The sequence below is a fragment of the Celeribacter sp. genome, assembly GCF_048270365.1.
Lineage (GTDB): Bacteria > Pseudomonadota > Alphaproteobacteria > Rhodobacterales > Rhodobacteraceae > Celeribacter.
In genome coordinates this window covers 173483-197572 of sequence record NZ_JBLWTA010000004.1, presented here as the reverse complement: position 1 = coordinate 197572, position 24090 = coordinate 173483, and the positions used below count along the sequence as shown (strand labels likewise).

The window sequence follows — 24090 nt, the reverse complement described above, 5'->3', positions numbered from 1 at the left end:
GGGTTATTTTACCAAGTAAGGCCGCTTGTTGGAGCGCGGACGCGTGTCGGGTTCGTTGCCCATGGGAAAATCGCCCATGAGATGAGGTTTCATACCTTGGTTTTTCAGGTTTTGCAGGAATTGTCCAAACCCGGTGAGGTCCCGCATCCGCGGCGCTTCGGTCAGGCGGCGGATATTGCGCGGGCCAATCTCGTCGATAATGGCCTGCAAAGGCTCCATCTGGCTCTCGATGAAATCCGCCATGGTCCAGATTCTGATCCGTGCCTTGATGTGTTGTGAACGCAGAATCTCGATGTGCTGCGACTCGATTTTTTGCAAACGTGCAGCCTCCCGGCGAATTTCGGAAAAGCTCAGGTTCGAGCGGAACAGTGTCACAGCCCAGGCCCCGGAGATCACCGAGATTTGCGCATTCGGGTCGGTCGCCACCAGCCAGTTGATGTCCTGATTGTCGCGCGGGCCGAACATGAAACACTGCCGCTCGCCGCGGGTGTTCCAAATGAGCGATGTCAGGAAACCGCAGGGGTTGTAATCCCGCAACTCCGCCTGATCCGACAGAGCCCCCGAGAACACCTTTTGCCCACCCGAAAACTCAACCCGTTCCGGCGCGAAAAGATGGCCATGCACCCGCGCCCCCACAGCCCGCGACAGCCATTCGTCGAAATCCTCGAAGAGATCGGAGAAGCCTTCGAAAATCGAATAGGGCGCGCTGGTTTTGCCGTGACCCTTGCCGTGCCCGGGCAAACGGCTTTGCATGTAAAGACCTTCGCGCCCCATGATGCGCCGCTCGACCGCCTTGGCAAAAATACGGTCGATTTTGCCGGGATTAGGCTCTGTTCCCTTCATCGGATTGACGTCCGGATTGAGGAAGGTCGCGTAAAGTCGCTCCGCCTTCGGCCATATTTTACGCGCGACGAAACAGTCGGAGCGTCGCAAAAGCTGAAGGTGATCGTCGTAGAAAATATGCGGTTTACCCTGATAGTCGAATTTCGACAGGGTCAGAGAGCGGCTTTCGATATTGTTGGAATAGAGCCGCACAAGGGTCTGATAATAGCTCTCGTCCGGAATCCAGACACGTTTGAAATAGGCGTCATAGGCCTTGCGATCCGGGTCCTCAAGAATGGCTGATAGGGTCTGACGCGTCAGGCACCACCATTGCGAGCCCAGATGCGGCACAAGCCCGTCCGGAATTTTGCGTTTGTACCCGATCTTGCGTTGCAGATGGACATAGCGATCAAACAGCCGCCTCTGTTTTTTCCACGAGAACGGGAACCGCAGGGTGAAACGTTCCGAATCCAGCCCGCCCACGGTCCAGGGCACATCTTCCGTCGTCACGCTTTCAATGAAATTCGTCATCGGCCGCGCCGCGAGATATTGTTTCAGATCCTCCACGGGCCTGAGCGGCAGGCAGGAGCCAGAGGCCAGATAGACATGCCGTGCCTCCGGGAAGCGCGACAGCATCAATTCAGAAGCGTCCTGAGAGGCGGCCACCAAGGACCACGTGCCCCAGTCACAGGCGTGGCGTTTCGAGAACAGCACATTGTCGAGGTCAGACAGGCTGTCGACAAAGGGCTGGTAAACGTCTTTCTTCACCCGCCGGTCGACGTGGATCACCACGGGACAGCCATGGGTCGCCCAGTGGCGCGCCACCTGTTCGGCGCGATGCAGCGCGGTGTGGACCAACATCACGAAGCCGACCGTCATGCCCAGTTCCCCTTGGACATGAGGCCCAGAATCTCAAGCTGACGCCAGTTGATGTATTTCTCAGACCAGTTGCACCACAGGTCCGGGTCATCCTTGATCCGGCTGTGATAGGCGAGATATTCGCGCGAACCGGCGTAATGCTGACGCCGCTCCAACTCTTCGCGGGTCTTCTCCACAAAGGTGTTGAGGAATTTGGCATGAAGCAATGCGCCAGAGGCCTTTTCGCCCCCCTCGGTTTCATAGACGAGGTTCAGGCCACGCGGCAAAAGCATATGCGTCGATTGAATATAGGCGTAATCGCGATGCCATTTGACCAGCGGGATTTTGTTCAAAGACGGCGCACTTTTGGGCTCGTCCTTGAAAAACAGCCGCGAGCGTGGACCGCCCTGAATCCAGAGATTGTAATACTCCGGGTTCATCGAAATCATATAGTTTCCGCTGTCGAACCATTCCGCGATCTCAAAGGGGTTCTGCCCCTCGCGGTAGGGCTGCGCATCGATCGGGCCTTTCGGATACATGTCGATCAACATGGCCGAAAAGCTTCGAATGCCGGAATTGTCGAGCCAATCGGTGAGCGCCGGAATCGGGCGGGTGTCACAAAACGGAAAGACCAGGAATTCGTCCACATCGACCGTGAGCGTCCAATGCCCATGGCAATATTTGCGCGAAATCCAGTTCATCCAATGCACACCGAACAGCGACTTGCGATAGCTCGCCGTCGTGTGCCAGATCGACACGTCGTCCTGCCCTATGAGGTATTCGCGCGAGCCATCATCACTGTCATTGTCGATGAATAGGAAATGGCGCACGCCCATGTCCCGATAATATTTCAGGAAATACGGCAAGCGCACATATTCGTTGCGCAGGGTGCAGACCAACAGAATGTCGTTGGGGCGAATCTCGAATGTATTGTCCTGAATAAGATGAAGCTCCCGGCGTGCCCGAAAGGCCTGCCAGAGCGCGCGCTTGCGCCTCAGCCGCATCTTATATTGCCCGAGCCTGCTCACCAGTCTGCCTTCGTATCCCCCTGGATTGGAACGTCAGATGTTTATGACATCCGGCTCCGAACCCTTTGCGCTATTATCTACGGATTCTCGATCTAAACGTAAACAATTCAGATTAAATAGCAAAATTGTTTAATTGTGCTTACCAAAGCCCACAGTTTTGCTCTTTAAGCCCGCCAATCTCCCCGGCTCATCAGGCCAAGCGCTTCGAGCTGCTCCCAGCCTTCATAGGCCACCGCTCCCTCGTGCCAAAGATCGGGCGCCTGGATCACAGCATCGTAATAGTCGCCAAAAGCGTCAGGCTGGGCAAAATGCTGTTTTCGGGTCTTTTCCTCTTGGGATTTCTCAATCGCCACAGGCAGAAATTTCGTGTGCAACAAGACCCCGGAAAGACGGCTCTCGCCCGGCCCATCATAGGCATGATTCATCTCGTGCGGCAGCATGGCATGAGTCGAGTTGATATAGACATACCGCCAATGCCATTTCACCAGCGGCAGCTTGTTCAATGTCGGGCCTCGCCGTGGGGCGTCGGCAAAAAAAACGCGCTCACGCACACCGCCCTGCACCCAAAGATTGCCTTTCGGCGCCTGACGCACCGCGCGATAGGGCGCCGGATCGAAATAGGGCATGACCGCACGCGGATCATCCCCGGCGTGATAGGTCACCTGATCAATCGGCCCTTTCGGATAGAGATCGAGCATCAAGGTGCCCAGCGCGCTTTGGCCCGATTTTTCCATGAAAAGGGTCAAATCCCGCAGTGTTCGGGTCTTATTGTGCGGAAAGACCAACAGTTCATCCGCGTCCAAAGTCAGACACCATTTGCCGCGCGCATATTTCATCTGAATCCATGTGGTCCAGTCGAGACCGAAGCGCGCATCCTTGTAGCTCGCCGAGGTAGACCAGAGCGACACATCCGGTTGACCGGACAAAAGCGCCGCTGTGTCGTCATCACTGTCGTTGTCGACAAAGAGGAAATGCGTCACACCAAGGCGGCGATGGTAGTCCAGAAAATAGGGCAACCGCAGCGCTTCGTTGCGCAGGCAAGCGACACAGAGAATCGACGTCTCGTCCATCTCTGAGGTGCGGTCTTGGACAAGTCGAAGCTTGTGACGCGCGCGAAAGGCTCGCCACAAAAGATGCCGTCGCAAAACCCGCAGCTTATACTTCTGCCAGAGCTGGCCCAAACCGGTCCCCTTCTACGTGTTGGGCCAGATTAAAGCGTTTCACATTAAATCTGAATCACAGATTTCGCGCTCAACGACTCACTTGTCGTAATGCCCGGTCTGATGCCATTTCCATGCGTCACCGATCATCTCAGACAGGTTCGACCGATCCGGCGACCAGCCCAATTCCTGAATCGCACGCTCAGAACCGGACACCAGTTTGGTGCAATCGCCGGGACGACGGTCGCCCTCGACGTAAGGCACATCCATATTGGTCACGGCACGCGAATGGTCGATCACCTCGCGCACGGAAAAGCCCTTGCCGGTGCCAAGGTTGAACACCCGGCTGCCCTTGCCCTCTTCGAGCCATTTCAGACCCAAAACATGCGCATCGACCAGATCGCAGACATGCACATAGTCGCGAATGCAGGTGCCGTCGGGCGTGTCGTAATCCGTGCCGAAAATCGTCAAAGCATCGCGCTTGCCCGCAATCGCGTCGAGCATCAACGGGATGAGATGGGTTTCCGGCTGGTGGAATTCCCCTACCTCTGCGTCGGGGTCACCGCCCGCCACGTTGAAGTAACGGAAGATCACGGAGTTCAGGCCGAACCCCTGTTCGAAGTTCTCAAGGATGTCTTCGATGGCACGCTTCGAGGCGCCATAGGAATTGATCGGCAATTGCACCGAGTCCTCGTCCAGAACCACGTTGTCCTGATCGCCATAGGTCGCGCAGGTCGAGGAAAACACGAAATTCATGCAGCCCGCCGCAACAGCCGCCTCGATCAAAGTCAAAGATCCGATGACATTGTTGCGCCAGTATTTGCCCGGGTCCTTCATGCTTTCGCCAACCTGCGAGAAGGCCGCGAAATGCATCACGGCAACCGGGTCATATTTGGCGAAAACCCCATCAAGGCGGGCGCGATCCAAAAGATCGCCCTTCTCAAAGGGACCGAATTTCACCGCATCTTCCCAACCCGTGGACAGGTTGTCGAAGGTGACGGGTTCATAGCCCGCCGCGCGCAGGGCTTTACAGGCGTGCGAGCCGATATAGCCCGCACCCCCAGTCACAATGACGGATTTTGTCATGTAAATTCCTTACTGAGCGGCAGCACGAACTGCCGACAGCTCATCCAGATATTCCTGAAGCTCATCGCGAAGATCATCGCGCGACAAACCAAAGGAAATCGTCGCCTGAAGGAAGCCCGCTTTCGAACCACAATCGAAACGCTGACCGGCAAAGCGGTAACCATAGACGCCACGCTCCGTGCCGATCTCATCCGCGATCGCGTCGGTGAGCTGAATTTCACCACCGGCACCGGATTTCATCTGGTTCAGGTTCTTCATCACGGCGGGATCGAGGATGTAACGACCGATCACAGCGAGGTTCGACGGCTCGGTCCCCGGCGCCGGTTTCTCCACCATGCCTTTGACCGACACGGTGCTGCCCATGTCGTCTTTCACATCCAGAACGCCATAAGCCGACACTTTGTCCGCAGGCACTTCCATGGAGGCAACCATGGAACCGGAGGCACCAAGCTCTTCGTAGGCTTCGACCATCTGTTGCAGACAGGGTTTCTCTGCCGCGATCACGTCATCCGGCAGGATTACGGCAAAAGGTTCTTTCGGATCGAGAAGACGACGCGCACACCACACGGCGTGACCGAGACCCAGGGCCTTGTGCTGGCGGATATAGGCGATGGCGCCGCTGTCCATGTTGGTGGTTTTCAGAACTTCGAGAAGCTTGTCCTTGCCCTTCTTGCGAAGCTCTTGTTCGAGGACCGGCGAGTGATCGAAGTAGTCCTCAAGCGCGCCTTTGCCGCGCGAGGTCACGAAGATGAACTCCTTGATGCCTGCGGCCCGCGCCTCGTCGATGGCGTATTGGATCAGCGGGCGGTCGACCAAGGTCATGATCTCTTTCGGGATGGATTTGGTTGCGGGCAAAAACCGCGTGCCAAGACCCGCCACTGGGAAAATCGCTTTGGTGACTTTTCTCATCTTCACTCCTTCGGCTCGCACTCATGAGCCCATTAATTGCATACCCTTGCCCCGACCTTACGCACATTACGCCGGAAGGTCAGGATCACCTGTATCTATTCACATAGGAAAGGCACAGTTTTACAACTCTGTACTCTCTGCCCTAGCACCCGCACAAGAAATAAGCAAAAAGACAAAACGTTAGCGCTATTCTACGCGCATTTCCGCCAACATCGACTCAATCCGGGGCACGTCTTCGGGGTTATTGAGCTCCCAAAACTGCCGCCCCCGAGATTCGACCTCAACGCAAAGCACAGGGCGTTCCTGTTCGAGGAATCGCAGTTGCTCAAGGCCTTCGAGACGCTCCAGAGGCCCCATGGGCCACTTCGGATAAGCGCCCAGCGCGGAAGGGCGATAGGCGTAAACCCCAACATGGTGAAACACCGGAGTCTCATCCGTATCGGCATAGGTTTCCGCGGTGTAGGGAATCACTTCCTTGGAGAAATAGAGCCCTTTGTGGTCCGACCCGAAAACGGCGGTCGTGCCGCCAACCCGACCCGCTTTGCGATCTTCGAGGAAGCCGTTCAGAGCCCGCCCGTCACAGCGCAGAACCGGCGTGGCCACTTCGGCGGTCGGATGTGCGCGCAGACCGGCCACCAGCTCCTCGACGAACCAGGCGGGGGTCAGCGGTGCGTCGCCTTGCAGATTGACGATGATGTCATACCCACCGCCCAGTACCTCTAGCGCCTCGGCACAGCGTTCGGTCCCGTTGGCACAGATCTCAGACGTCATGACGACCTCTGCGCCAAAGGCCTCCGACGCCGCACGAATGCGGTCGTCATCAGTGGCCACAACCACTCGATCCACGCCCTCTGCGGCCACGGCGGCTTCCCAGCTGCGGTGAATCAGGGATTTTTTCTCGCCCGTGGCACCGGTCAGCTCCACAAGCGGCTTGCCCGGATAGCGCGTCGAGGCGAACCGGGCCGGAATAACGATCAGAACAGGCATCAAGCGTCTTTAAGCTCGACGCCCGGCGCATAGGCGATGAAGAACGGGTTGGCGTAGTCTTCTTTGCCATAGGTCAGCGGGCTGTGATCGTCGAAACGCACGACTTCGCCGCCCGCGCCCAAAAGAACGGCATGACCCGCCGCCGTGTCCCACTCCATGGTGCGCCCGACGCGCGGGTAAAGATCGGCCTCGCCCGTCGCCACGAGACAGAATTTCAACGAAGACCCCGCCGATTTGCTGTCCTTGGCTTTGTATTTCGCGAGGTAATCCTCGGTCGCCTGATCGCGGTGGGATTTCGAAGCGACGATCATCAGAGCCTCATTGTCCGGTTTAGAGACCGAGATCGCCTTCATCTCGCCCGGAGTGGCGGCATCGAAGGGACCAAGCTCCTCAAAGGACTGGCCAGACGCATCGGTGATGAACAGCCGATCCTTGGCGGGCGCATAGACCACACCACGCAGCGGCACGCCTTTTTCGACATAGGCGATGTTGACGGTGAAATCGCCGCGGCGTTTGACAAATTCCTTCGTCCCGTCCAGCGGGTCCACGATCAGGAAAGTGTCGGATTTCAGATCGTGCGACTCCGCCTGTTCTTCGGTGATCAAGGTCACATCCGGGAACACCGCGCGAAGACCTGCGGAGATCAAGGCATCCGCCGCCTCATCCGCTTCGGTCACCGGACTTTCGTCAGACTTTGTTTTGACCTCGAAATCATCTGCATTATAGATCTCGAGGATCTTCTCACCGGCCTCGATCGCAAGGCGCCGCATCACCGGGATGAGTTGATCAAAATCCATTACTACGCTCCTAAATCGCCACATCGATGCGTTTTCATTGAAAGAAAACCTCAACAACCTTATGCTACGGCTCACAGGGAACAGCAAGAAATCCCTCGCCCGAATCCCATATCGGCAGGCAATATTCTCAGGACAGGACCCATAGGATGTTCCATTACACCAGAACCCAGAGCGGCCTGTCGGCGGCCCTGACCGTCCTAAGGTTGATTTTCGTCAACACTGTGCGCCATGTCCGCAAGACAAACGGCAATCCGATCATCGGGCTTTTGATCAGCATCTCGCAAACCCTGATCCTCGTCGCGGTCTTCAGCTTTATGTATTCGATCATCGGCGTGCGCGGCACGGCAATCCGGGGCGATTTCATTCTCTATATCATGTCGGGGATTTTCCTGTTCCTCACGCACAATAAATCCCTCTCCGCCGTCGCTTCATCGGAAACCGCCGCCTCGCCCATGATGCAGCACGCGCCGATGAACACGGCCATCGCCATCACCTCTTCGGCGCTCAGCACGCTGTACATCCAGACGCTCTCCGTCACGGTGATTCTCTTCGGCTACTCTCTGGGCTGGGGCACCGTGCATTTCCAGAACATTGCGGGCGCCTTTGGCATGTTCCTTTTGGCCTGGGCCTCCGGGTCAGCGATCGGCATGGTGTTTTTGGCCGCGAAACCCTGGGCGCCGGGGTTCGTTCGGATTCTCCAGCTCATCTATACGCGGGCGAATCTGTTCACCTCCGGCAAGATGTTCGTCGCCAACCAGACCCCGGCCTTCATGATCGCCATGTTCACCTGGAACCCTTTGTTCCACACCATCGATCAGGCCCGCGGTTTTACTTTTGTGAATTACAACCCGCACAAAAGCTCGATCATGTATCCGGTCGTCTTCACGCTCGTGTGCCTGACCATCGGGCTTTTGGCTGAATTTTTCACCCGCAAACGTGTGTCGCTGAGCTGGGGGGCGCGCTAAGCCTCAGCTCACGACCCTGAGCGTGACATTGATCCGCCCGCCTTTCGGCAAAAGGCCACTGCTCCCCGGCTTCACCCGGTCAATGCCGTGATACAAAAGCCGAGAGGCACCGCCCATCACGACGACATCGCCGGAGCTGAGCCACAGACTCTCCGTCTTGCCGCCCCGCGTCTCGTTGCCGACCCGAAACAGTGCCTCGTCGCCCAGAGAAATAGACACCACAGGTTGCGAGAAATCCTGTTCGTCGCGATCCTGGTGCAGACCCATCTTGGCCTCCGCATCATAGAAATTGATCAGACAGGACTCCGGCGCGCGCGTGGCGCCCGACACCTCCAACCAGACCTTCAACACGATCTCCGGTATCTCAGGCCATGTCTGCCCCTCGGGATGGGTCGGACTGTAGCGATAGCCCTTCGCATCCGTGATCCAACCGAAGCGCCCCGCAGAGGTCATCCGCACCGACATCCGCTTGCCCGACGGCGTCATCGGGTGAAACAAAGGCACCTCGCGCACCACATCGCGCAGTGCCGCGACCATGCGTTTTTGGTCCTCAAGGTCCAAAAGCCCCCTGAACACCTGCATGCCCCGCAAATCCAACGGCACAGATTTCTGCATTTTTAACATCCTCTGACGTTTTCTTACGGAAATGACTCCATTTTTCCACGCATAGACCCCCTCGCACAACTTGCAGGGGCCAAAACCGCTCCTTATATACGCCCAGAAGCTTTGATTGGCCTGAACTTCAAACTGGATTTCAGGTCGGTCAGTAACATTGGGATCGACGGCGGACGCCGCAATGGGTCCAACGTCACAACATCGCCTAAGAGAGGATTTTGAGCATGGCCAAAGTCATCGGTATCGACCTCGGGACCACCAACTCCTGCGTTGCCATCATGGATGGTTCGCAACCGCGTGTGATCGAGAACTCCGAAGGGGCGCGCACCACGCCCTCCATCGTCGGTTTCACCGACAGTGAACGCCTCGTGGGTCAGGCAGCCAAACGTCAGGCTGTGACCAACCCCGAGAACACGGTTTTCGCCGTGAAACGCCTGATCGGCCGTCGCATGGGCGACGCAGCCGTCGAAAAAGATAAGAAACTCGTGCCCTACGCCATCGTCGATGGCGGCAATGGTGATGCGTGGGTCGAAGTGCGCGGCGACAAATATTCGCCTTCGCAAATCTCCGCCTTCATCCTGGGCAAAATGAAAGAGACCGCTGAGTCCTACCTCGGCGAAGAAGTGACCCAAGCGGTGATCACCGTTCCGGCCTACTTCAACGACGCCCAGCGTCAGGCCACCAAAGACGCCGGCAAGATCGCTGGCCTCGAAGTGCTGCGCATCATCAACGAGCCGACCGCGGCTGCGTTGGCCTATGGCCTCGACAAAGAAGAAACCAAAACCATCGCGGTCTATGACCTTGGCGGCGGCACCTTTGACGTGACCATCCTCGAACTGGGTGACGGCGTCTTTGAAGTGCAGGCCACCAACGGCGACACCTTCTTGGGCGGTGAAGACTTCGACATGCGCATCGTGAACTACCTCGCCGAGGAGTTCAAAAAAGAGCATGGCGTCGATCTGACCAAAGATAAAATGGCCCTTCAGCGTCTCAAAGAAGCCGCCGAGAAAGCCAAGATCGAACTGTCGTCGTCCACTCAGACCGAGATCAACCAGCCGTTCATCTCCATGGACCCGTCTTCGGGCACGCCGTTGCACCTCGTGGTCAAACTGACCCGTGCAAAGCTCGAAAGCCTCGTGTCCGATCTGATCAAACGCTCGATGGACCCGTGCAAAGCGGCTCTGAAAGACGCAGGTCTCTCCACCTCCGACATCGACGAAGTTGTGCTCGTTGGCGGTATGACCCGTATGCCGAAGGTCATCGAAGAAGTGACCAAATTCTTCGGTAAAGAGGCCCACAAAGGTGTGAACCCCGACGAAGTGGTTGCCATGGGTGCCGCCATTCAGGCCGGCGTTCTGCAAGGCGACGTCAAAGACGTGCTCCTGCTCGACGTGACCCCGCTCTCCATCGGCATCGAAACGCTCGGTGGCGTCTTCACCCGCTTGATCGACCGCAACACGACGATCCCGACCAAGAAATCGCAGATCTTCTCGACGGCTGAAGACAACCAGTCCGCCGTGACGCTGCGTGTCTTCCAGGGCGAGCGCGAAATGGCCGCTGACAACAAGATGCTCGGTCAGTTCAACCTCGAAGGTATCCCGCCGGCACCGCGCGGCATGCCGCAGATCGAAGTGACCTTCGACATCAACGCCGATGGTATCGTCGAAGTGGGTGCGAAGGACAAAGGCACCGGCAAAGAGCAAAAGATCACGATCCAGGCCTCCGGCGGTCTCTCCGACGAGGACATCGAGAAAATGGTCAAGGACGCCGAGGCGAACGCCGAAGCCGACAAGGCCCGCAAAGATCTCGTCGAAGCCAAGAACCAGGCCGAGAGCCTCATCCACTCCACGGAGAAATCCATGGAAGAGCACGGCGACAAGGTCGACCCGACCACGATCGAAGCCATCGAACTGGCCATCGCTGCGCTCAAGGACCAGCTGGAAACCGAGAACCCGGACAAAATCCGCTCCGGCATCCAGAACGTGACCGATGCGGCCATGAAACTGGGCGAGGCCATCTACAAGGCCGAACAAGCCTCTTCGGGTCAGGCCGATGACGTCGATGTGGACGAAGGTCCGTCCTCCGTCGATGACGACATCGTCGATGCCGACTTCGAGGATCTTGACGACAACAAGCGCTCCTAAGCGCATGTAAGGACCGTGTGAGCCGGCCCGTTTTGGGCCGGTTCGATTTTGCGGTTCTGTTAAAGGAAAAGATCCATGGCAAAACGCGATTATTACGAAGTGCTTGGCGTCGAAAAAGGCGCGGATGCCGCGGAGCTCAAAAAAGCTTATCGCAAGAAAGCGATGGAGTTTCACCCCGACCGCAACAAGGACAACCCCGATGCGGAGGCCAAGTTCAAGGAAGTGAACGAGGCCTATGACACGCTCAAGGACGCCGACAAGAAAGCCGCCTATGACCGCTTCGGTCACGCCGCTTTCGAGCAAGGCGGCATGGGCGGCGGGCGTGGCGGCTTCGGCGGCGGCGCGGGTCAGGGCGACTTTGCCTCGGCCTTCTCCGATGTCTTCGACGACCTGTTCGGCGACTTCATGGGCGGTCAACGCGGTGGCGGCGGCCGGTCTCGGGCACAACGCGGCTCGGACCTCCGGTACGACATGCGCGTCACCCTCGAAGAAGCCTACAAAGGCGCGCAGAAAACCATCAACGTGCCCACCTCCGTCGCCTGCACCAGCTGTAGCGGCACGGGCGCGGCCAACGGCGCGGAACCGCAAACCTGCCCGTCGTGCTCCGGCATGGGCAAAGTCCGTGCACAGCAGGGGTTCTTCACGGTCGAACGCACCTGTCCGGCCTGTGGCGGCCTTGGTCAAACGATCAAGGATCCCTGCCACGATTGTCACGGTGCGGGTCGTGTTGAAAAAGAGCGCTCGCTCTCCGTCAACATCCCTGCGGGCGTCGAAACCGGCACGCGCATTCGTCTTGCTGGCGAAGGTGAGGCGGGGCTTCGTGGTGGGCCGACCGGCGATTTGTACATCTTCATCGAGGTCCGTCCTCATGCGATTTTCGAACGCGAAGGTGTGAACCTGCATTGCTCCGTGCCTGTCTCCATGGCAACGGCGGCTCTGGGCGGCGACATCGAAGTGCCGACCATCGACGGTGGCCGCTCGCGGGTGAAAATCCCCGCAGGCAGCCAATCCGGCCGCCAAATGCGCCTGCGCGCCAAAGGCATGCCAGCGCTCAGAGGGGGCGGTCAGGGCGATATGTTCATTGAGCTCGCGGTCGAAACGCCTGTGAACTTGACGGCCAAGCAAAAGGAACTTCTCCAGGAGTTCGACAAGCTGGGCGAAGACAACAACAACCCGGAAAGCTCCACTTTCTTCAAGAAAGTCAAAAGTTTCTGGGATGGGATGAAACATTCCTGAGTGATCTGAGAGGGCGCTTCGGCGCCCTCTCTTAATTTGCGTTAACTACTTTTTCAGCGAATCGGGCCATGGATTGTTCCATGAACACGCCTTCGACCCCCTCCGCATTTCGGGAAATGCCCAACTGGCTCTTCGATCTCGACGAGGCCCGCCCGGTTATGCTCCCCTCGCGCCCGCCAAGCTATCTGCGCAATCATCGCAAGCATTTGCAGGACCGTTTCATCGACGGCGGCGCGCAGGCGATGCCGGATTATGAGCTGTTGGAACTCGTGCTCTACCGCGCCCTGCCCCGTGCAGATGTGAAACCGATTGCCGCCGCCTTGATCGAGGCCTTTGGCGATTACAATCGGGTCATCTCCGCTCCGATCCCGCGTCTTCTGGAGGTCGAGGGGATGGATATTGCCGCCGCCCAAGACCTCAAAATCGTCGAGGCCGCCGCGCACCGTCTGGCCCGCGCCCGCGTAATGCAGCGGCCCGTGATTTCGAGCTGGGACGCGGTTCTGGACTATTGTCACACCACCATGGCGCATCGCGAAACCGAACAGTTCCGCGTGCTTTATCTCGACCGCAAAAACATCCTGATCGCCGATGAGGAACAGGCGCGCGGCACGGTCGATCATGTGCCGGTCTACCCACGTGAAGTGGTCAAACGCGCGCTGGAGCTGAACGCCTCGGCGCTGATCCTCGTGCACAATCATCCGTCGGGTGATCCGACGCCCTCGGACGCGGACATCAGCATGACGAACCAAATCCGGGATGCCGCCGAAGCGCTCGACATCCAGTTGCACGATCACCTGATCATCGGAAAATCGACGGAGCTGAGTTTCCGTGGATCGGGTTATCTTTGATTTAACTCGAAGATTTAACCCAAACTTCGACACGTCGATTCAGAGATCGGCCCCATTCGACGTCATCGCAGGCCAAAGGCATCGCCTCACCGAACCCTGCGGCGCGTAGGGTCACACGATCCGCTTCGAAAGCCTCGCCCATCGCCTGTCTGACCGCTTTCAAAACCGCCTCAGCCCGGCGCTTGGACAGGGCCGCATTGATCGAGGCACGCCCCTCGCCGTCCGAGAAACCGGCAAAGGTCAGGGACTGCCCGTCATAAACGCCCGCCTCCAAAAGTTCTGCCAAAAGATGCACGTTCGAGCGCGACTGCGCATCGAGTGTGGTTGAACCGCCTTCGAACCGGAACCCGAGCGTCAAACGTTTGGCGCCCTGAAGGGTGCCTGTCACGGATTGCAAATCTTCGAGTGTGATCTCCTCGCCCGCATGGCTGATCGCATTGGCAAACCGCCATCCCTGATCGCGGAAAGACAGCTCATCTACGCCCTGATCGACAAAATCCGTCCGCGCGACCACGATCTGCGCCGCAGGCGACACCACGAAGGACAGGAATTCCCGCGCCAGTTTCGGCAACCGATGCGCAGGCGTGTAGAGAAACACAGGACGGGTTAGCGGGTAATCCTCGCTCTTGATGTCAGACGCGGCCGCGCGTGCCTCGAACCCGCAGGCACCGCTCAGGCCGACCGGCTTCACCGTTCCGCCCTCTGACATACGGCCAAGACCCAAAGCATAGGGGTCCTGTTCAATCGCGGCGACCAAACTGTCGTAGCGGTCGTGAAGCGTCACAGCCGCTTCCGCAATCTGGACCCCATGGCCGAGGATCATCCGACGAAATTCGCTTCCGTCCTGTAAATCGTCCCGCATGAGATGGGCCACAATCGGCGCATCCGCCCCGCCGATCTCTTGCCAATTCGTCACCGTGCCCCGGTAAATCGCCGAAAGCTCAGAGAGCGACAGCCCGTGCACGATATTCGACCGCGACACGACAGGCACCAAGCCATCAAGCGCCACCACGCGGGCGCGCAGCGGATCGGACAGATCGCCCACACCGGCCTCATAGGCCAATACCATTTCCTTAGGCGCGACCTTGCGAAGCGACAGGACCATGTCGGTGTTCTCGGAGACGAGATCGGCAAATCCTTCGGCACTGGACGTATCGAAGAGCAGGAATTCCCCGACCGTAATGTCATTTTCTGCATCCGTCAGGATCATCGAACGCTGGGTTTCGCTCGGCGAATTTGTCGCAACGGTATAGCCATTTCGAAGCGCAAAAGCGGTGATCAGCGCAGGCAAGAGCGTGCGCGTTCCCTTGGTGTCGCCCGACAGGCGAATCTGCGCATAATAGCCGTCGAGATCAGGACAGCCGGGCCCTTCGCAACGCACGCCGGAGCTGTCCACCGTGAGCACACCGAGATCGGTCTCGACCCGGTAGAACTCACCATCAAAGCTCAAGAAATTGCCGCTGATCGAAATGGAGCCATCACGCGACAGCAGGTTCACATCCTGCGCCATCGCCACAGTCGGCGCGACCAGAACGGTCAAGGTCGCAGCGAAAGCCCACAGAGATTTCAACATGGCTCAGCGCCCTCAAAGAATATGAAATTTTGCAGGAGTGTCCGATGTGGCCGTCAGAGTTTCAACCGCAAAGAGCAAAACGACCCGTGCCGAAAATCGAACACGGGTCGCATTGGGAAAATCAAACGGCGCCGTGGCAATGTTTAAATTTTTTACCAGAACCGCAAGGGCAGAGATCGTTGCGCCCCGGATTGCCCCAGGTTGACGGATCGTTCTCGTCGAACCCCGGAACCTCGTTCGGATGACCCTCTTCGGGCTCCCCAACGGGCTGCGGTTGCGCACCGGCGACGGCGGCGGCCTGTTGTTCAGCAAGTTGCTGCAACATGGCGTTGCGCTCTTCTTCGGTCATCGGGCGCACGCGGGACAGTTTCTGCGTCACCTCACTGCGCAGGCTGTCGAGCATGCTCTCAAAAAGCTGGAAGCTTTCGTTCTTATACTCGTTGAGCGGATCGCGCTGTGCGTAGCCACGGAAGCCCACGACCGAACGCAGATGCTCAAGCGTCAAAAGATGCTCACGCCATTTCGCATCGATGGTATTCAACAGGAATTGCTTTTCGATCTGACGCATCTGATCGGCCCCGAAGGACTCTTGCTTCTCCGCCATCATGCTGTCGGAGGCCTCGGAGATGCGTTCGATGATCGCTTCGTCATCGACGCCCTCTTCCTCCGCCCAATCCTTGACCGGAAGATCCATGTTCAGCGCGTCGGCCAACTCACGGTGCAGCTTTTCGACATCCCACTGATCCGGGTAGGATTTCGGCGGAATGGCCTCGCCCACGAGGTCCTCGATCACCTCATGGCGCATGTCCTCGACGATCTCGTTGACGTTCTCGGATTCCATGATGTCGCGACGTTGCGAGAAGACCACCTTACGCTGATCGTTCATCACATCGTCGAATTTCAAAAGCTGTTTGCGGATGTCGAAGTTGCGGCCCTCGACCTTCGCCTGGGCTTTTTCGAGCGATTTGTTGACCCAGGGGTGAACAATGGCCTCGCCCTCTTTCATGCCCAGAGACGACAGCATCTTGTCGAGGCGTTCGGAGCCGAAAATGCGCATCAGGTCGTCTTCGAGAGACAGGAAGAACAAGGAGCGGCCCGGGTCACCTTGGCGACCGGAACGACCGCGCAGCTGGTTGTCGATCCGGCGGCTTTCGTGGCGTTCGGTGGCGAGAACGTAAAGCCCGCCCGCCTCCAAGACGCGCTTTTCATCCTCGGCATGTTGCGCCTCGATCCGAGCACGAATCTCGTCGGGGTTGGCCTCGGGATTGGCGGCGATGGCTTCCATCACCTTCATCTCGACGTTGCCGCCGAGTTTGATGTCGGTGCCGCGGCCCGCCATGTTGGTCGCGATGGTCACCGCACCGTATTTACCAGCATCGGCCACGATCTGGGCCTCCATCTCATGCTGTTTCGCGTTCAGCACGTTGTGGGTGATGCCCTCTTTGGTCAGAAATTGCGACAGCTCTTCGGATTTGTCGATCGAGGTGGTGCCGACGAGCACCGGCTGGCCTTTTGCGTGGGCTTCGCGGATCGAGTCCACGACAGCCGCCAGTTTGTCGCCCTCGGTACGATACACCCGGTCATGTTCGTCGATCCGCTGGATCGGACGGTTGGTCGGCACTTCGACCACGCCGAGCTTGTAGATCTCCATGAATTCCTCAGCCTCGGTGGCGGCCGTGCCGGTCATGCCGGAGAGTTTTTCATAGAGACGGAAATAGTTCTGGAAGGTCACCGACGCCATGGTGATGTTCTCAGGCTTGATCTCGACGCCTTCCTTGGCCTCGATCGCCTGATGCAGACCGTCGGCAAGACGACGCCCGGCCATCATGCGGCCGGTGAATTCGTCAATCAAAGCCACGCCACCGTCACGGACGATGTAATGCACGCCGTTCTGGAACAGTTTATGCGCGCGCAGACCCTGGTTGACGTGGTGCACGATGGTGGTGCTTTCCGGATCGTAAAGCGTCTGACCCTCGGGCAGGAACCCGGCCTCGTGCAGAATTTGTTCGAGGAACTCGTTGCCCTCTTCGGTAAAGGTCACCTGACGGGTTTTCTCATCTAGCTCGAAATGCTCTTCCGTCAGACGCGGGATCAGCGCATCGATGGTCTGATACAGCTCGGAGCGATCATCGGAAGGACCGGAAATGATCAGAGGCGTCCGGGCTTCGTCGATCAGGATCGAGTCGACCTCATCCACGATGGCGAAATGATGCCCGCGCTGAACCATCTCTTTCAGCTCGGATTTCATATTGTCGCGCAGATAATCAAAGCCCAGCTCGTTGTTGGTCGCATAGGTCACGTCACAGGCATAGGCCGCGCGTTTCTCGTCCTCGGGCTGTTGGCTATAGATCGAGGAACAGGTCATGCCCAGAGCCTCGAACACTTTCGCCATCCATTCGGCATCGCGCGTGGCCAGATATTCGTTGACCGTCACCACATGGACGCCCTTCCCCGTCAGGGCGTTCAGATAGGACGGGAAGGTCGCGACGAGCGTTTTGCCCTCACCGGTTTTCATCTCGGCGATATTGCCCTGATGCAGGAAGATGCCGCCCATGAGCTGCGTGTCAAAGGCGCGCAGGCCAAGCGCACGACGCGCCGCCTCACGACAGTTGGCAAACGCCTCCGGCAAAAGCGCGTCGAGGCTCTCGCCCTCCGCCACGCGTTTCTTGAACTCTTCCGTTTTTGCAATCAGCCCGGCGTCATCGAGTTTTTCGAACTCTGGCTCCAGCGCGTTGATCTTTGCCACGAGAGGTCGGGTTGCCTTGACCTTGCGATCATTTGGGGTCCCAAAAACCTTTTTCGCGAGTGTACCGATGCCCAGCATATTTTCTCCGCTCGATGCGTCCTGACAGGATCGTGTGAGAGGAGGGATTGCCCCGCTGCCGCTCTGCCCATAGAAACGGGCGTGAAGGCTCCTCTTCAGTGACCTATCGCGATGTAAGGGGCCATACCTTGAGTGTCAACGTCGCGCCCCGGAATGGCGCCGACAGGAAGGATTTTCTCCATGAAATACCGTTTTTCCGCCACGGCAGCGCTGCTTTCTCTCGCACTTGCCACGTCCGCACCAGTCTTTGCCCAGGATATGACCTCTTCGACCGTCGTTGCGACCGTGAACGGCACGGAAATCACCCTCGGCCACATCATCGCAGCGCGTCAGGCCCTGCCGCCGCAGTATCAAAGCCTGCCCGACGCACAGCTTTTTGAAGGCATCGTGAACCAGATCGTGCAGCAAGAGCTGTTGAAACAAGCCGCAGGCGATGTCTCCGAAGGTCTGAAACTTCAGCTTGAGAACGAAGAGCGGGTGCTCGTTGCGGGCCATCAGCTGGAAACCATCGCGGCAAATGCGGTGACTGAGGAAAGCCTCAAGGCCGCTTACGACGCGAAATTCGCGGAATTCGAGCCGGGTCGTGAATACCATGCTGCACATATTCTCGTGGAAACCGAAGAAGAGGCGCTTGAGCTTGTCAAAGCGCTCGATGAAGGTGCCGATTTTGCCGAGCTCGCGCGCGAAAAATCCACTGGCCCGTCCGGTCCGAATGGCGGTGATCTTGGCTGGTTCGGTCTCGGCATGATGGTTGCGCCCTTCGAAGAAGCCGTCGTCGGCATGGAAGAAGGCAGCGTGTCTCAGCCGGTTCAGACCCAGTTCGGCTGGCATGTGATCAAGCTGATGGAAACCCGTCTGGCCTCCGTCCCGCCGCTCGAAGAAGTGCAGGACGAGCTTGCCGCAGACATCGAAGAGGCCGCGATCACGGAAGCCCTTGAAGCGCTGAAAACCGATGGTAACGTCGAGCTTATGGAAGGCATCGACCCCGCCGCTCTGCGGATGGACGATCTGCTGCAATAACTTCGCGCTCCAAGATCCGCGCTTTTGTAAGGACGCCGACGATGGCTAAAATCACCCATGTTTCCCCGCTTGCTCCGAAAGGCGGATTTCCCGAATTGCCGGTAATCGACGGCGTGCGTTTCGCCGCCCTCGAGGCTGGCGTACGCTATTCGGGCCGCACGGATGTCATGCTTGCCGAACTGTGCGAGGGTTCTGCCATCGCCGGCGTCTTTACCCGCTCCACCACCCGCTCCGCGGCCGTCATTGATTGTCAGGAAAAGGTCACGCTCGATCTTCCGGGCAAGGCCGCGATCCTCGTCAATTCCGGCAACTCGAACGCCTTCACGGGTCAAAGCGGCTTTGACTCAGTCGCCAAGATCACCGAAGCGGTCGCCGAGGAAATGGGCATTGACCAGAAACGCGTCTTTACCGCCTCCACAGGCGTGATCGGTGAGCCTCTGAAATGGGAGCGGATCACCGCGAAGATCGCCGATCTGAACGCCGCTCTGACGCCCGACAGCATGGACATGGCCGCGCGTGCGATCATGACCACCGACACCTTCCCCAAAGGCGCCACGCAGAGCGCCGATCTCGATGGCACGCCCATCAAGATCGCAGGTTTCGCGAAGGGCTCCGGCATGATCGCACCCGATATGGCGACCATGCTGTGCTATATCTTTACAGATGCAGCAATCTCTCGCGATGTGCTGCAACAATGTCTCTGGCTTGATAATGCCAAGACGTTCAACTGTGTGACCGTGGATGGCGATACCTCGACCTCCGACACGGTTGTCGTCGGCGCCACCGGCAAGGCCGACATGGCGCCGATCACAGATTTCGCTGATCCGCGTGTGCATGCCTTCCGCGAAGCGCTTCACGCCGTGATGAAAGATCTGGCGATTCAGATCGCACGTGATGGCGAAGGCGCGACGAAACTTATCGAGGTTCAGGTCACCGGCGCCAATGCCAACGGTCCAGCGCATCGGGTCGCCATGGCAATCGCCAACTCTCCGCTGGTGAAAACCGCCGTTGCTGGCGAGGACCCGAACTGGGGGCGTATCGTGATGGCCGTCGGCAAAGCCGGTGAGCGCGCCGAGCGTGACCGTCTTACCATTTGGTTCGGTGACATCCTTGTGGCCGAAAACGGTTGGGTGTCGCCCAGCTACACCGAAGAAGCCGGTGCCACTTACATGAAGAACGATGAGATCGTGATTCGTGTCGATCTGGGCCTCGACGATGGCGCTGCGACCGTCTGGTCCTGTGACCTGACCCACGGCTACATCACGATCAACGCGGATTATCGCTCGTGAAATTGCTGCTCGTATCTGCCGTTGCCTTGATCGACGTCGAGGGTCGTGTGCTTTTGGCACAACGGCCCGAGGGCAAATCCATGGCCGGTCTCTGGGAGTTCCCTGGCGGCAAAGTTGAGCCGGGCGAGACGCCGGAAGCCGCCTTGGTCCGCGAATTGCATGAGGAACTGGGGATTGAAACCTGGAACTCCTGTCTCGCGCCGCTGACCTTTGCCTCGCACAGCTATGATGATTTTCACCTCATGATGCCGCTCTTTGCCTGTCGCAAATGGAACGGCGTGCCGACGCCTCGCGAAGGGCAGGTTTTGAAATGGGTCAAGGCGCGCGATCTTCGCGATTATCCGATGCCGCCCGCCGATATTCCGCTGATTCCCATCCTCAGGGACCTTCTTTGAGTTTCTGCACAGCAGAAACGTAACATTTTGTTGTGCAGACCCCCTGTTTGCACAACATTTGTGCTTAAAAATGGATTCTGTCTTAAATTTATAAATGATTTTTAACGCTTTTTGAGATAGTTTACCGCTAACGCCATTTAGCTTTGGGGGCCAAAACAATGATGCGTTCGATTACTCTTGGGAAATACATCTCCGTTCAGGGCCACTATGTTGGTGAAACTCAGAACGGAAACATTCAGGTGCGCGTTGGCGACAAGACCTTTGTCGGCAAGCCGGTGTCTTACACCAAAGCCGCCTGATACGAAAATCAGCAGTTTGTTACACACGAAAAAGGCGGGCCCATAGCCCGCCTTTTTTGTTGTCTGATGATCCGATGTGGATCAGTCGAGATTGCGCTCGACTTCCTCACGTTCGAAGATCTCGATCACATCGCCCGGGCGAATGTCATCGTAGTTTTCAAAGGCCATACCACATTCCTGACCGGACAGCACTTCTTTGACTTCGTCTTTGAAGCGCTTAAGCGTTTTCAGCGTGCCTTCGTGGATCACAACGTCATCGCGCAGCAGACGCACACCGGCGGAACGGCGCGCCACACCTTCGGTGACGAGACAGCCGGCAACCTTGCCCACACCCGACACTTTGAAGACTTCGCGAATTTCGGCGTAACCGATGAAGTTCTCACGAATTTCCGCGGACAACAGACCGGAGGCCGCCGCTTTCACGTCATCCACGAGGTCGTAGATCACGGAATAATAGCGAATTTCGACGCCTTTCTGGTTCGCGGAGTTCCGCGCCGGAGCGTTCGCACGGACGTTAAAGCCGATCACAGGCGCACCCGAGGCTTCGGCCAGGCCGATATCGGATTCCGTGATCGCACCCACACCGTAGTGCAGCACGCGCACGCGCACCTCGTCGTTGCCGATCTTTTCCATCGCTTGAACGATGGCTTCGGCAGAACCCTGCACGTCCGCTTTCACGAGGATCGGCAGCTCGGCAACGCTTTCGTCGGCCTTAGCTTTCGCCAAAAGCTGATCCAGCGTCGTCGCAGCACCGGCAGCGGCGCGTTTGTCCTTCGCCGCCTGTTCGCGGTACTCGGCAATCTCACGCGCTTGCGCTTCGGTGTCGACAACGTTCAACACGTCACCGGCCTCGGGCGTGCCGTTGAGACCCAGAACCTCGACCGGAACCGACGGACCGGCCTCTTCGACGCGGTCGCCTTTGTCGTTCACGAGCGCGCGGACCTTACCCCACTGCTCACCCACGACGAAGATGTCACCGCGCTTCAGCGTGCCCTTTTGAACCAGAACGGTCGCGACCGGACCACGGCCCACATCGAGCTGAGCCTCGATCACGGCACCTTCGGCGGCGCGATCCGGGTTGGCTTTCAGCTCAAGGATCTCGGCCTGAAGCGCGATGGCTTCGAGCAGTTGATCAAGGCCCTTGCCGGTTTTGGCCGAGACTTCGACGTCCTGCACGTCACCGGACATTTCCTCGACGATCACCTCATGTTGCAGCAACTCGGTGCGCACCTTCATCGGCTCCGCATCGGGTTTGTCGCATTTGTTGATCGCCACGATCATCGGAACACCAGCCGCTTTCGCGTGGCTGATCGCCTCGATGGTTTGCGGCATTACGGAGTCATCCGCAGCCACCACGAGCACGACGATGTCCGTCACCTGCGCGCCACGGGCCCGCATGGAGGTAAACGCCGCGTGGCCGGGGGTATCGAGGAAGGACAGAACCGCACCGGATTCCGTAGTCACCTGATAAGCACCGATGTGCTGGGTGATCCCGCCAGCCTCGCCGGAGGTCACATTGGCGTTGCGGATCGCGTCGAGCAGCGAAGTTTTACCATGGTCCACGTGGCCCATGATGGTGATCACCGGCGGACGCGGTTGCAGCGTTTCGGGCGCATCCTCGACCTGCGAGATCACATCCTCGACGTCGGCATCGGACACACGCTGAATGCGGTGGCCGAATTCCTCGACGATCAGCTCGGCGGTGTCGGCATCAATGGATTGGTTCTGCGTCACCATCATGCCCATTTTCATGAGCGATTTCACCACGTCAGCCACACGTTCGGCCATACGGTTCGCCAGTTCGGAGACCACGATGGTTTCCGGCACCTGTACGTCACGCACAACTTTTTCGCGCGAGTCATTCCCGCCCATGGCCTTTTGGCGCATGCGTTCCTGTTTGCGCTTCATCGCGGCCATCGAGCGTTGACGCCCGCCTTCACCGCCGGTCAGCGCCTGGTTCACGGTCAGCTTGCCGGAGCGACGGTTGTCGCCACCTTTGCCGCGGTTGTTGCGGTTGTCGTCTTCGCGCTCACGAGCACGGGGCGCCGCCGCCGGGGCACGGCCACCGCGCTCCTGCTGTTTTTGCAGAGCCGCTTGGGCAGCTGCCGGATCATCCGTCTTCGGCGCCGGAGCGGCAGCCGGTTTCTTACGAGCTTCGGCTTCGCGCTTTTTCGCCTCTTCGGCTTCTTTCTTGGCGCGGGCCTCTTCCTCTTCTTTCGCTTTCAGAGCGGCTTCGCGCTCCGCCTCTTCGCGGGCCTTTTCCTCGATCTCACGACGACGGCGCTCGCGCTCTTCCTCGCGGGCCTTCTCGTCTTCGGCACGCTTTTTCGTCTCATCGGCCTCCGCCGCTTTCGCAGCAGCGAGCGCCTTCATCCGGCGCTCCATTTCCGCGTCGGAAATACCAGCCGGACGTTTCGACGGATCGCCAAGCGCAGGATTTCCGGAGCCCGACGACTTCGAAGCACCCGGCTTCGGCACCACAACACGTTTGCGTTTGGTTTCGACCACGACATTCTTCGTGCGCCCGTGGGAGAAGCTTTGCTTCACCGAACCGGAACCACCACGAAGGCCGAGGGTTTTTTTGCCGTCTGTATCGCTCATTTCGTCGTCTTACCCTTCCCGGCGGAGCCCTCTCCACCGATTGTCTCGCGCACGCCCATAAGGCGGTTGGCTTCCTCTACAACACGTTTGCTGAGTCCGCCACCTGAGAGCGCGCCATGTATCACACTTTCGCGGCCAAAAGCCAAACCCAATTCAGAACTCGTCAGATGACCGAACCAACGGCCCCCCTCGGGTGTCCAGAGTTTGCCTTTTCCGCGTTCCGAGCCATCGGAGGCCTGGAGAAGCACTTTCGCGTGCCCATCCGCCAACCAGCTCTTCACTTTCTCAAATCCGCACACTGCTCCGCCCGCCTTGCGCGCGAGCGAAATCAGATGCACCACACGATCGGTCAGCCCAGCCTCGATCAGGTTCACAAAATCATCGGGCACCGTCACCTGCGTGCGGGCGGCCTTAGCGAACAGCTTTTTCTTGACTGCTTCTTCCAAAATCGCGCGATCCGCGCTGACCCAGATGCCGCGACCCGGTAGTTTTTCCGCCAGGTCGGGGACCACGAGACCGTCGGGCGAGACAACGAAACGGATGAGGCCGCGCTTGGGCTCAGCCTCCCGCGACACGATACAGCGCCGCTCCGCTTCGTCTTTCGATTTCACCATACCGCCTCGGGTCATCAATC

20 protein-coding genes are annotated in these 24090 nt (G+C 58.4%); 8 read left to right on the top strand and 12 right to left on the bottom strand.

Annotated features, from left to right (window positions below; genetic code table 11):
• Positions 1 to 3 precede the first annotated feature (3 nt).
• The 7 genes from ACN0X0_RS07495 to cysQ form a co-directional block, all read right to left on the bottom strand.
• Entirely contained in the window at positions 4 to 1701 is a 1698-nt protein-coding gene (locus ACN0X0_RS07495) for a beta-1,6-N-acetylglucosaminyltransferase (protein ID WP_417278639.1), read from the bottom strand.
• Entirely contained in the window at positions 1698 to 2684 is a 987-nt protein-coding gene (locus ACN0X0_RS07490; RefSeq protein ID WP_417278762.1) for a glycosyltransferase family 2 protein, read from the bottom strand. Before ACN0X0_RS07490 ends, ACN0X0_RS07495 begins: the two co-directional genes overlap by 4 nt.
• A 188-nt stretch (positions 2685 to 2872) precedes the next feature.
• Positions 2873 to 3889, bottom strand: coding sequence for a glycosyltransferase family 2 protein (locus ACN0X0_RS07485; protein WP_417278638.1), 1017 nt, complete (start codon positions 3887 to 3889; stop codon positions 2873 to 2875).
• Positions 3890 to 3967: 78 nt separating this feature from the next.
• Positions 3968 to 4954 (bottom strand): UDP-glucose 4-epimerase GalE, encoded by a 987-nt coding sequence (gene galE / locus ACN0X0_RS07480; RefSeq protein ID WP_417278637.1) that lies wholly within the window; start codon positions 4952 to 4954, stop codon positions 3968 to 3970.
• Positions 4955 to 4963: 9 nt separating this feature from the next.
• Positions 4964 to 5863 (bottom strand): UTP--glucose-1-phosphate uridylyltransferase, encoded by a 900-nt coding sequence (locus ACN0X0_RS07475; RefSeq protein ID WP_417262378.1) that lies wholly within the window; start codon positions 5861 to 5863, stop codon positions 4964 to 4966.
• Positions 5864 to 6049: 186 nt separating this feature from the next.
• Complete coding sequence (locus tag ACN0X0_RS07470; RefSeq protein ID WP_417278636.1) at positions 6050 to 6850, bottom strand: 3-deoxy-manno-octulosonate cytidylyltransferase; 801 nt, start codon at positions 6848 to 6850, stop codon at positions 6050 to 6052.
• Positions 6850 to 7647 carry a 3'(2'),5'-bisphosphate nucleotidase CysQ gene (gene cysQ / locus ACN0X0_RS07465; protein ID WP_417278635.1) on the bottom strand — a complete coding sequence of 266 codons (798 nt, stop codon included), beginning with the start codon at positions 7645 to 7647 and terminating at the stop codon, positions 6850 to 6852. Before cysQ ends, ACN0X0_RS07470 begins: the two co-directional genes overlap by 1 nt.
• A 146-nt stretch (positions 7648 to 7793) precedes the next feature.
• On the opposite strand from cysQ, the gene ACN0X0_RS07460 reads away from it, so the two are divergent.
• Positions 7794 to 8612 carry an ABC transporter permease gene (locus ACN0X0_RS07460; protein ID WP_417278634.1) on the top strand — a complete coding sequence of 273 codons (819 nt, stop codon included), beginning with the start codon at positions 7794 to 7796 and terminating at the stop codon, positions 8610 to 8612.
• A gap of 3 nt (positions 8613 to 8615) precedes the next feature.
• Here ACN0X0_RS07460 and ACN0X0_RS07455 read toward each other — a convergent pair whose 3' ends face one another.
• The gene (locus ACN0X0_RS07455; RefSeq protein WP_417278633.1) at positions 8616 to 9227 is read right to left on the bottom strand and encodes an alpha-ketoglutarate-dependent dioxygenase AlkB family protein; all 612 of its coding nucleotides are present in this window, start codon (positions 9225 to 9227) and stop codon (positions 8616 to 8618) included.
• A gap of 224 nt (positions 9228 to 9451) precedes the next feature.
• Here ACN0X0_RS07455 and dnaK point away from each other — a divergent pair, with 224 nt between their 5' ends.
• The 3 genes from dnaK (at position 9452) to radC (ending at position 13455) form a co-directional block, all read left to right on the top strand.
• Positions 9452 to 11371 carry a molecular chaperone DnaK gene (gene dnaK / locus ACN0X0_RS07450; RefSeq protein ID WP_417262383.1) on the top strand — a complete coding sequence of 640 codons (1920 nt, stop codon included), beginning with the start codon at positions 9452 to 9454 and terminating at the stop codon, positions 11369 to 11371.
• Positions 11372 to 11446: 75 nt separating this feature from the next.
• Positions 11447 to 12607, top strand: a complete 1161-nt coding sequence (gene dnaJ, locus ACN0X0_RS07445; RefSeq protein WP_226551786.1) for a molecular chaperone DnaJ — start codon at positions 11447 to 11449, stop codon at positions 12605 to 12607.
• A gap of 80 nt (positions 12608 to 12687) precedes the next feature.
• Positions 12688 to 13455: a RadC family protein gene (gene radC, locus ACN0X0_RS07440; RefSeq protein ID WP_417278632.1), complete on the top strand. Its 768-nt coding sequence runs from the start codon at positions 12688 to 12690 to the stop codon at positions 13453 to 13455.
• A 1-nt stretch (position 13456) separates the two neighbouring features.
• On the opposite strand, the gene ACN0X0_RS07435 is transcribed toward radC, so the two are convergent.
• Together ACN0X0_RS07435 and secA are read right to left on the bottom strand one after the other, a co-directional pair.
• Positions 13457 to 15028: a phosphate ABC transporter substrate-binding/OmpA family protein gene (locus tag ACN0X0_RS07435; protein WP_417278631.1), complete on the bottom strand. Its 1572-nt coding sequence runs from the start codon at positions 15026 to 15028 to the stop codon at positions 13457 to 13459.
• Positions 15029 to 15149: 121 nt separating this feature from the next.
• A complete protein-coding gene (secA, locus tag ACN0X0_RS07430; protein ID WP_417278630.1) occupies positions 15150 to 17852 on the bottom strand; it encodes a preprotein translocase subunit SecA in 2703 nt (900 codons plus the stop codon).
• Between the two features lie 180 nt (positions 17853 to 18032).
• Here secA and ACN0X0_RS07425 point away from each other — a divergent pair, with 180 nt between their 5' ends.
• The 4 genes from ACN0X0_RS07425 (at position 18033) to ACN0X0_RS07410 (ending at position 20855) form a co-directional block, all read left to right on the top strand.
• Positions 18033 to 18872, top strand: a complete 840-nt coding sequence (locus tag ACN0X0_RS07425; RefSeq protein WP_417278629.1) for a peptidylprolyl isomerase — start codon at positions 18033 to 18035, stop codon at positions 18870 to 18872.
• Positions 18873 to 18913: 41 nt separating this feature from the next.
• Positions 18914 to 20161: a bifunctional glutamate N-acetyltransferase/amino-acid acetyltransferase ArgJ gene (gene argJ, locus ACN0X0_RS07420; RefSeq protein WP_417278628.1), complete on the top strand. Its 1248-nt coding sequence runs from the start codon at positions 18914 to 18916 to the stop codon at positions 20159 to 20161.
• Positions 20158 to 20556: an 8-oxo-dGTP diphosphatase MutT gene (mutT, locus tag ACN0X0_RS07415; protein ID WP_321365511.1), complete on the top strand. Its 399-nt coding sequence runs from the start codon at positions 20158 to 20160 to the stop codon at positions 20554 to 20556. The genes argJ and mutT overlap by 4 nt, the downstream gene beginning before the upstream one ends.
• 158 nt (positions 20557 to 20714) lie before the next feature.
• Positions 20715 to 20855, top strand: coding sequence for a hypothetical protein (locus ACN0X0_RS07410; RefSeq protein ID WP_219783359.1), 141 nt, complete (start codon positions 20715 to 20717; stop codon positions 20853 to 20855).
• A gap of 81 nt (positions 20856 to 20936) precedes the next feature.
• Here ACN0X0_RS07410 and infB read toward each other — a convergent pair whose 3' ends face one another.
• Both infB and ACN0X0_RS07400 read right to left on the bottom strand, forming a co-directional pair.
• Complete coding sequence (infB, locus tag ACN0X0_RS07405) at positions 20937 to 23456, bottom strand: translation initiation factor IF-2 (protein ID WP_417278627.1); 2520 nt, start codon at positions 23454 to 23456, stop codon at positions 20937 to 20939.
• Positions 23453 to 24085: an RNA-binding protein gene (locus tag ACN0X0_RS07400; protein ID WP_417278626.1), complete on the bottom strand. Its 633-nt coding sequence runs from the start codon at positions 24083 to 24085 to the stop codon at positions 23453 to 23455. The genes infB and ACN0X0_RS07400 overlap by 4 nt, the downstream gene beginning before the upstream one ends.
• Between the last annotated feature and the right edge of the window lie 5 nt (positions 24086 to 24090).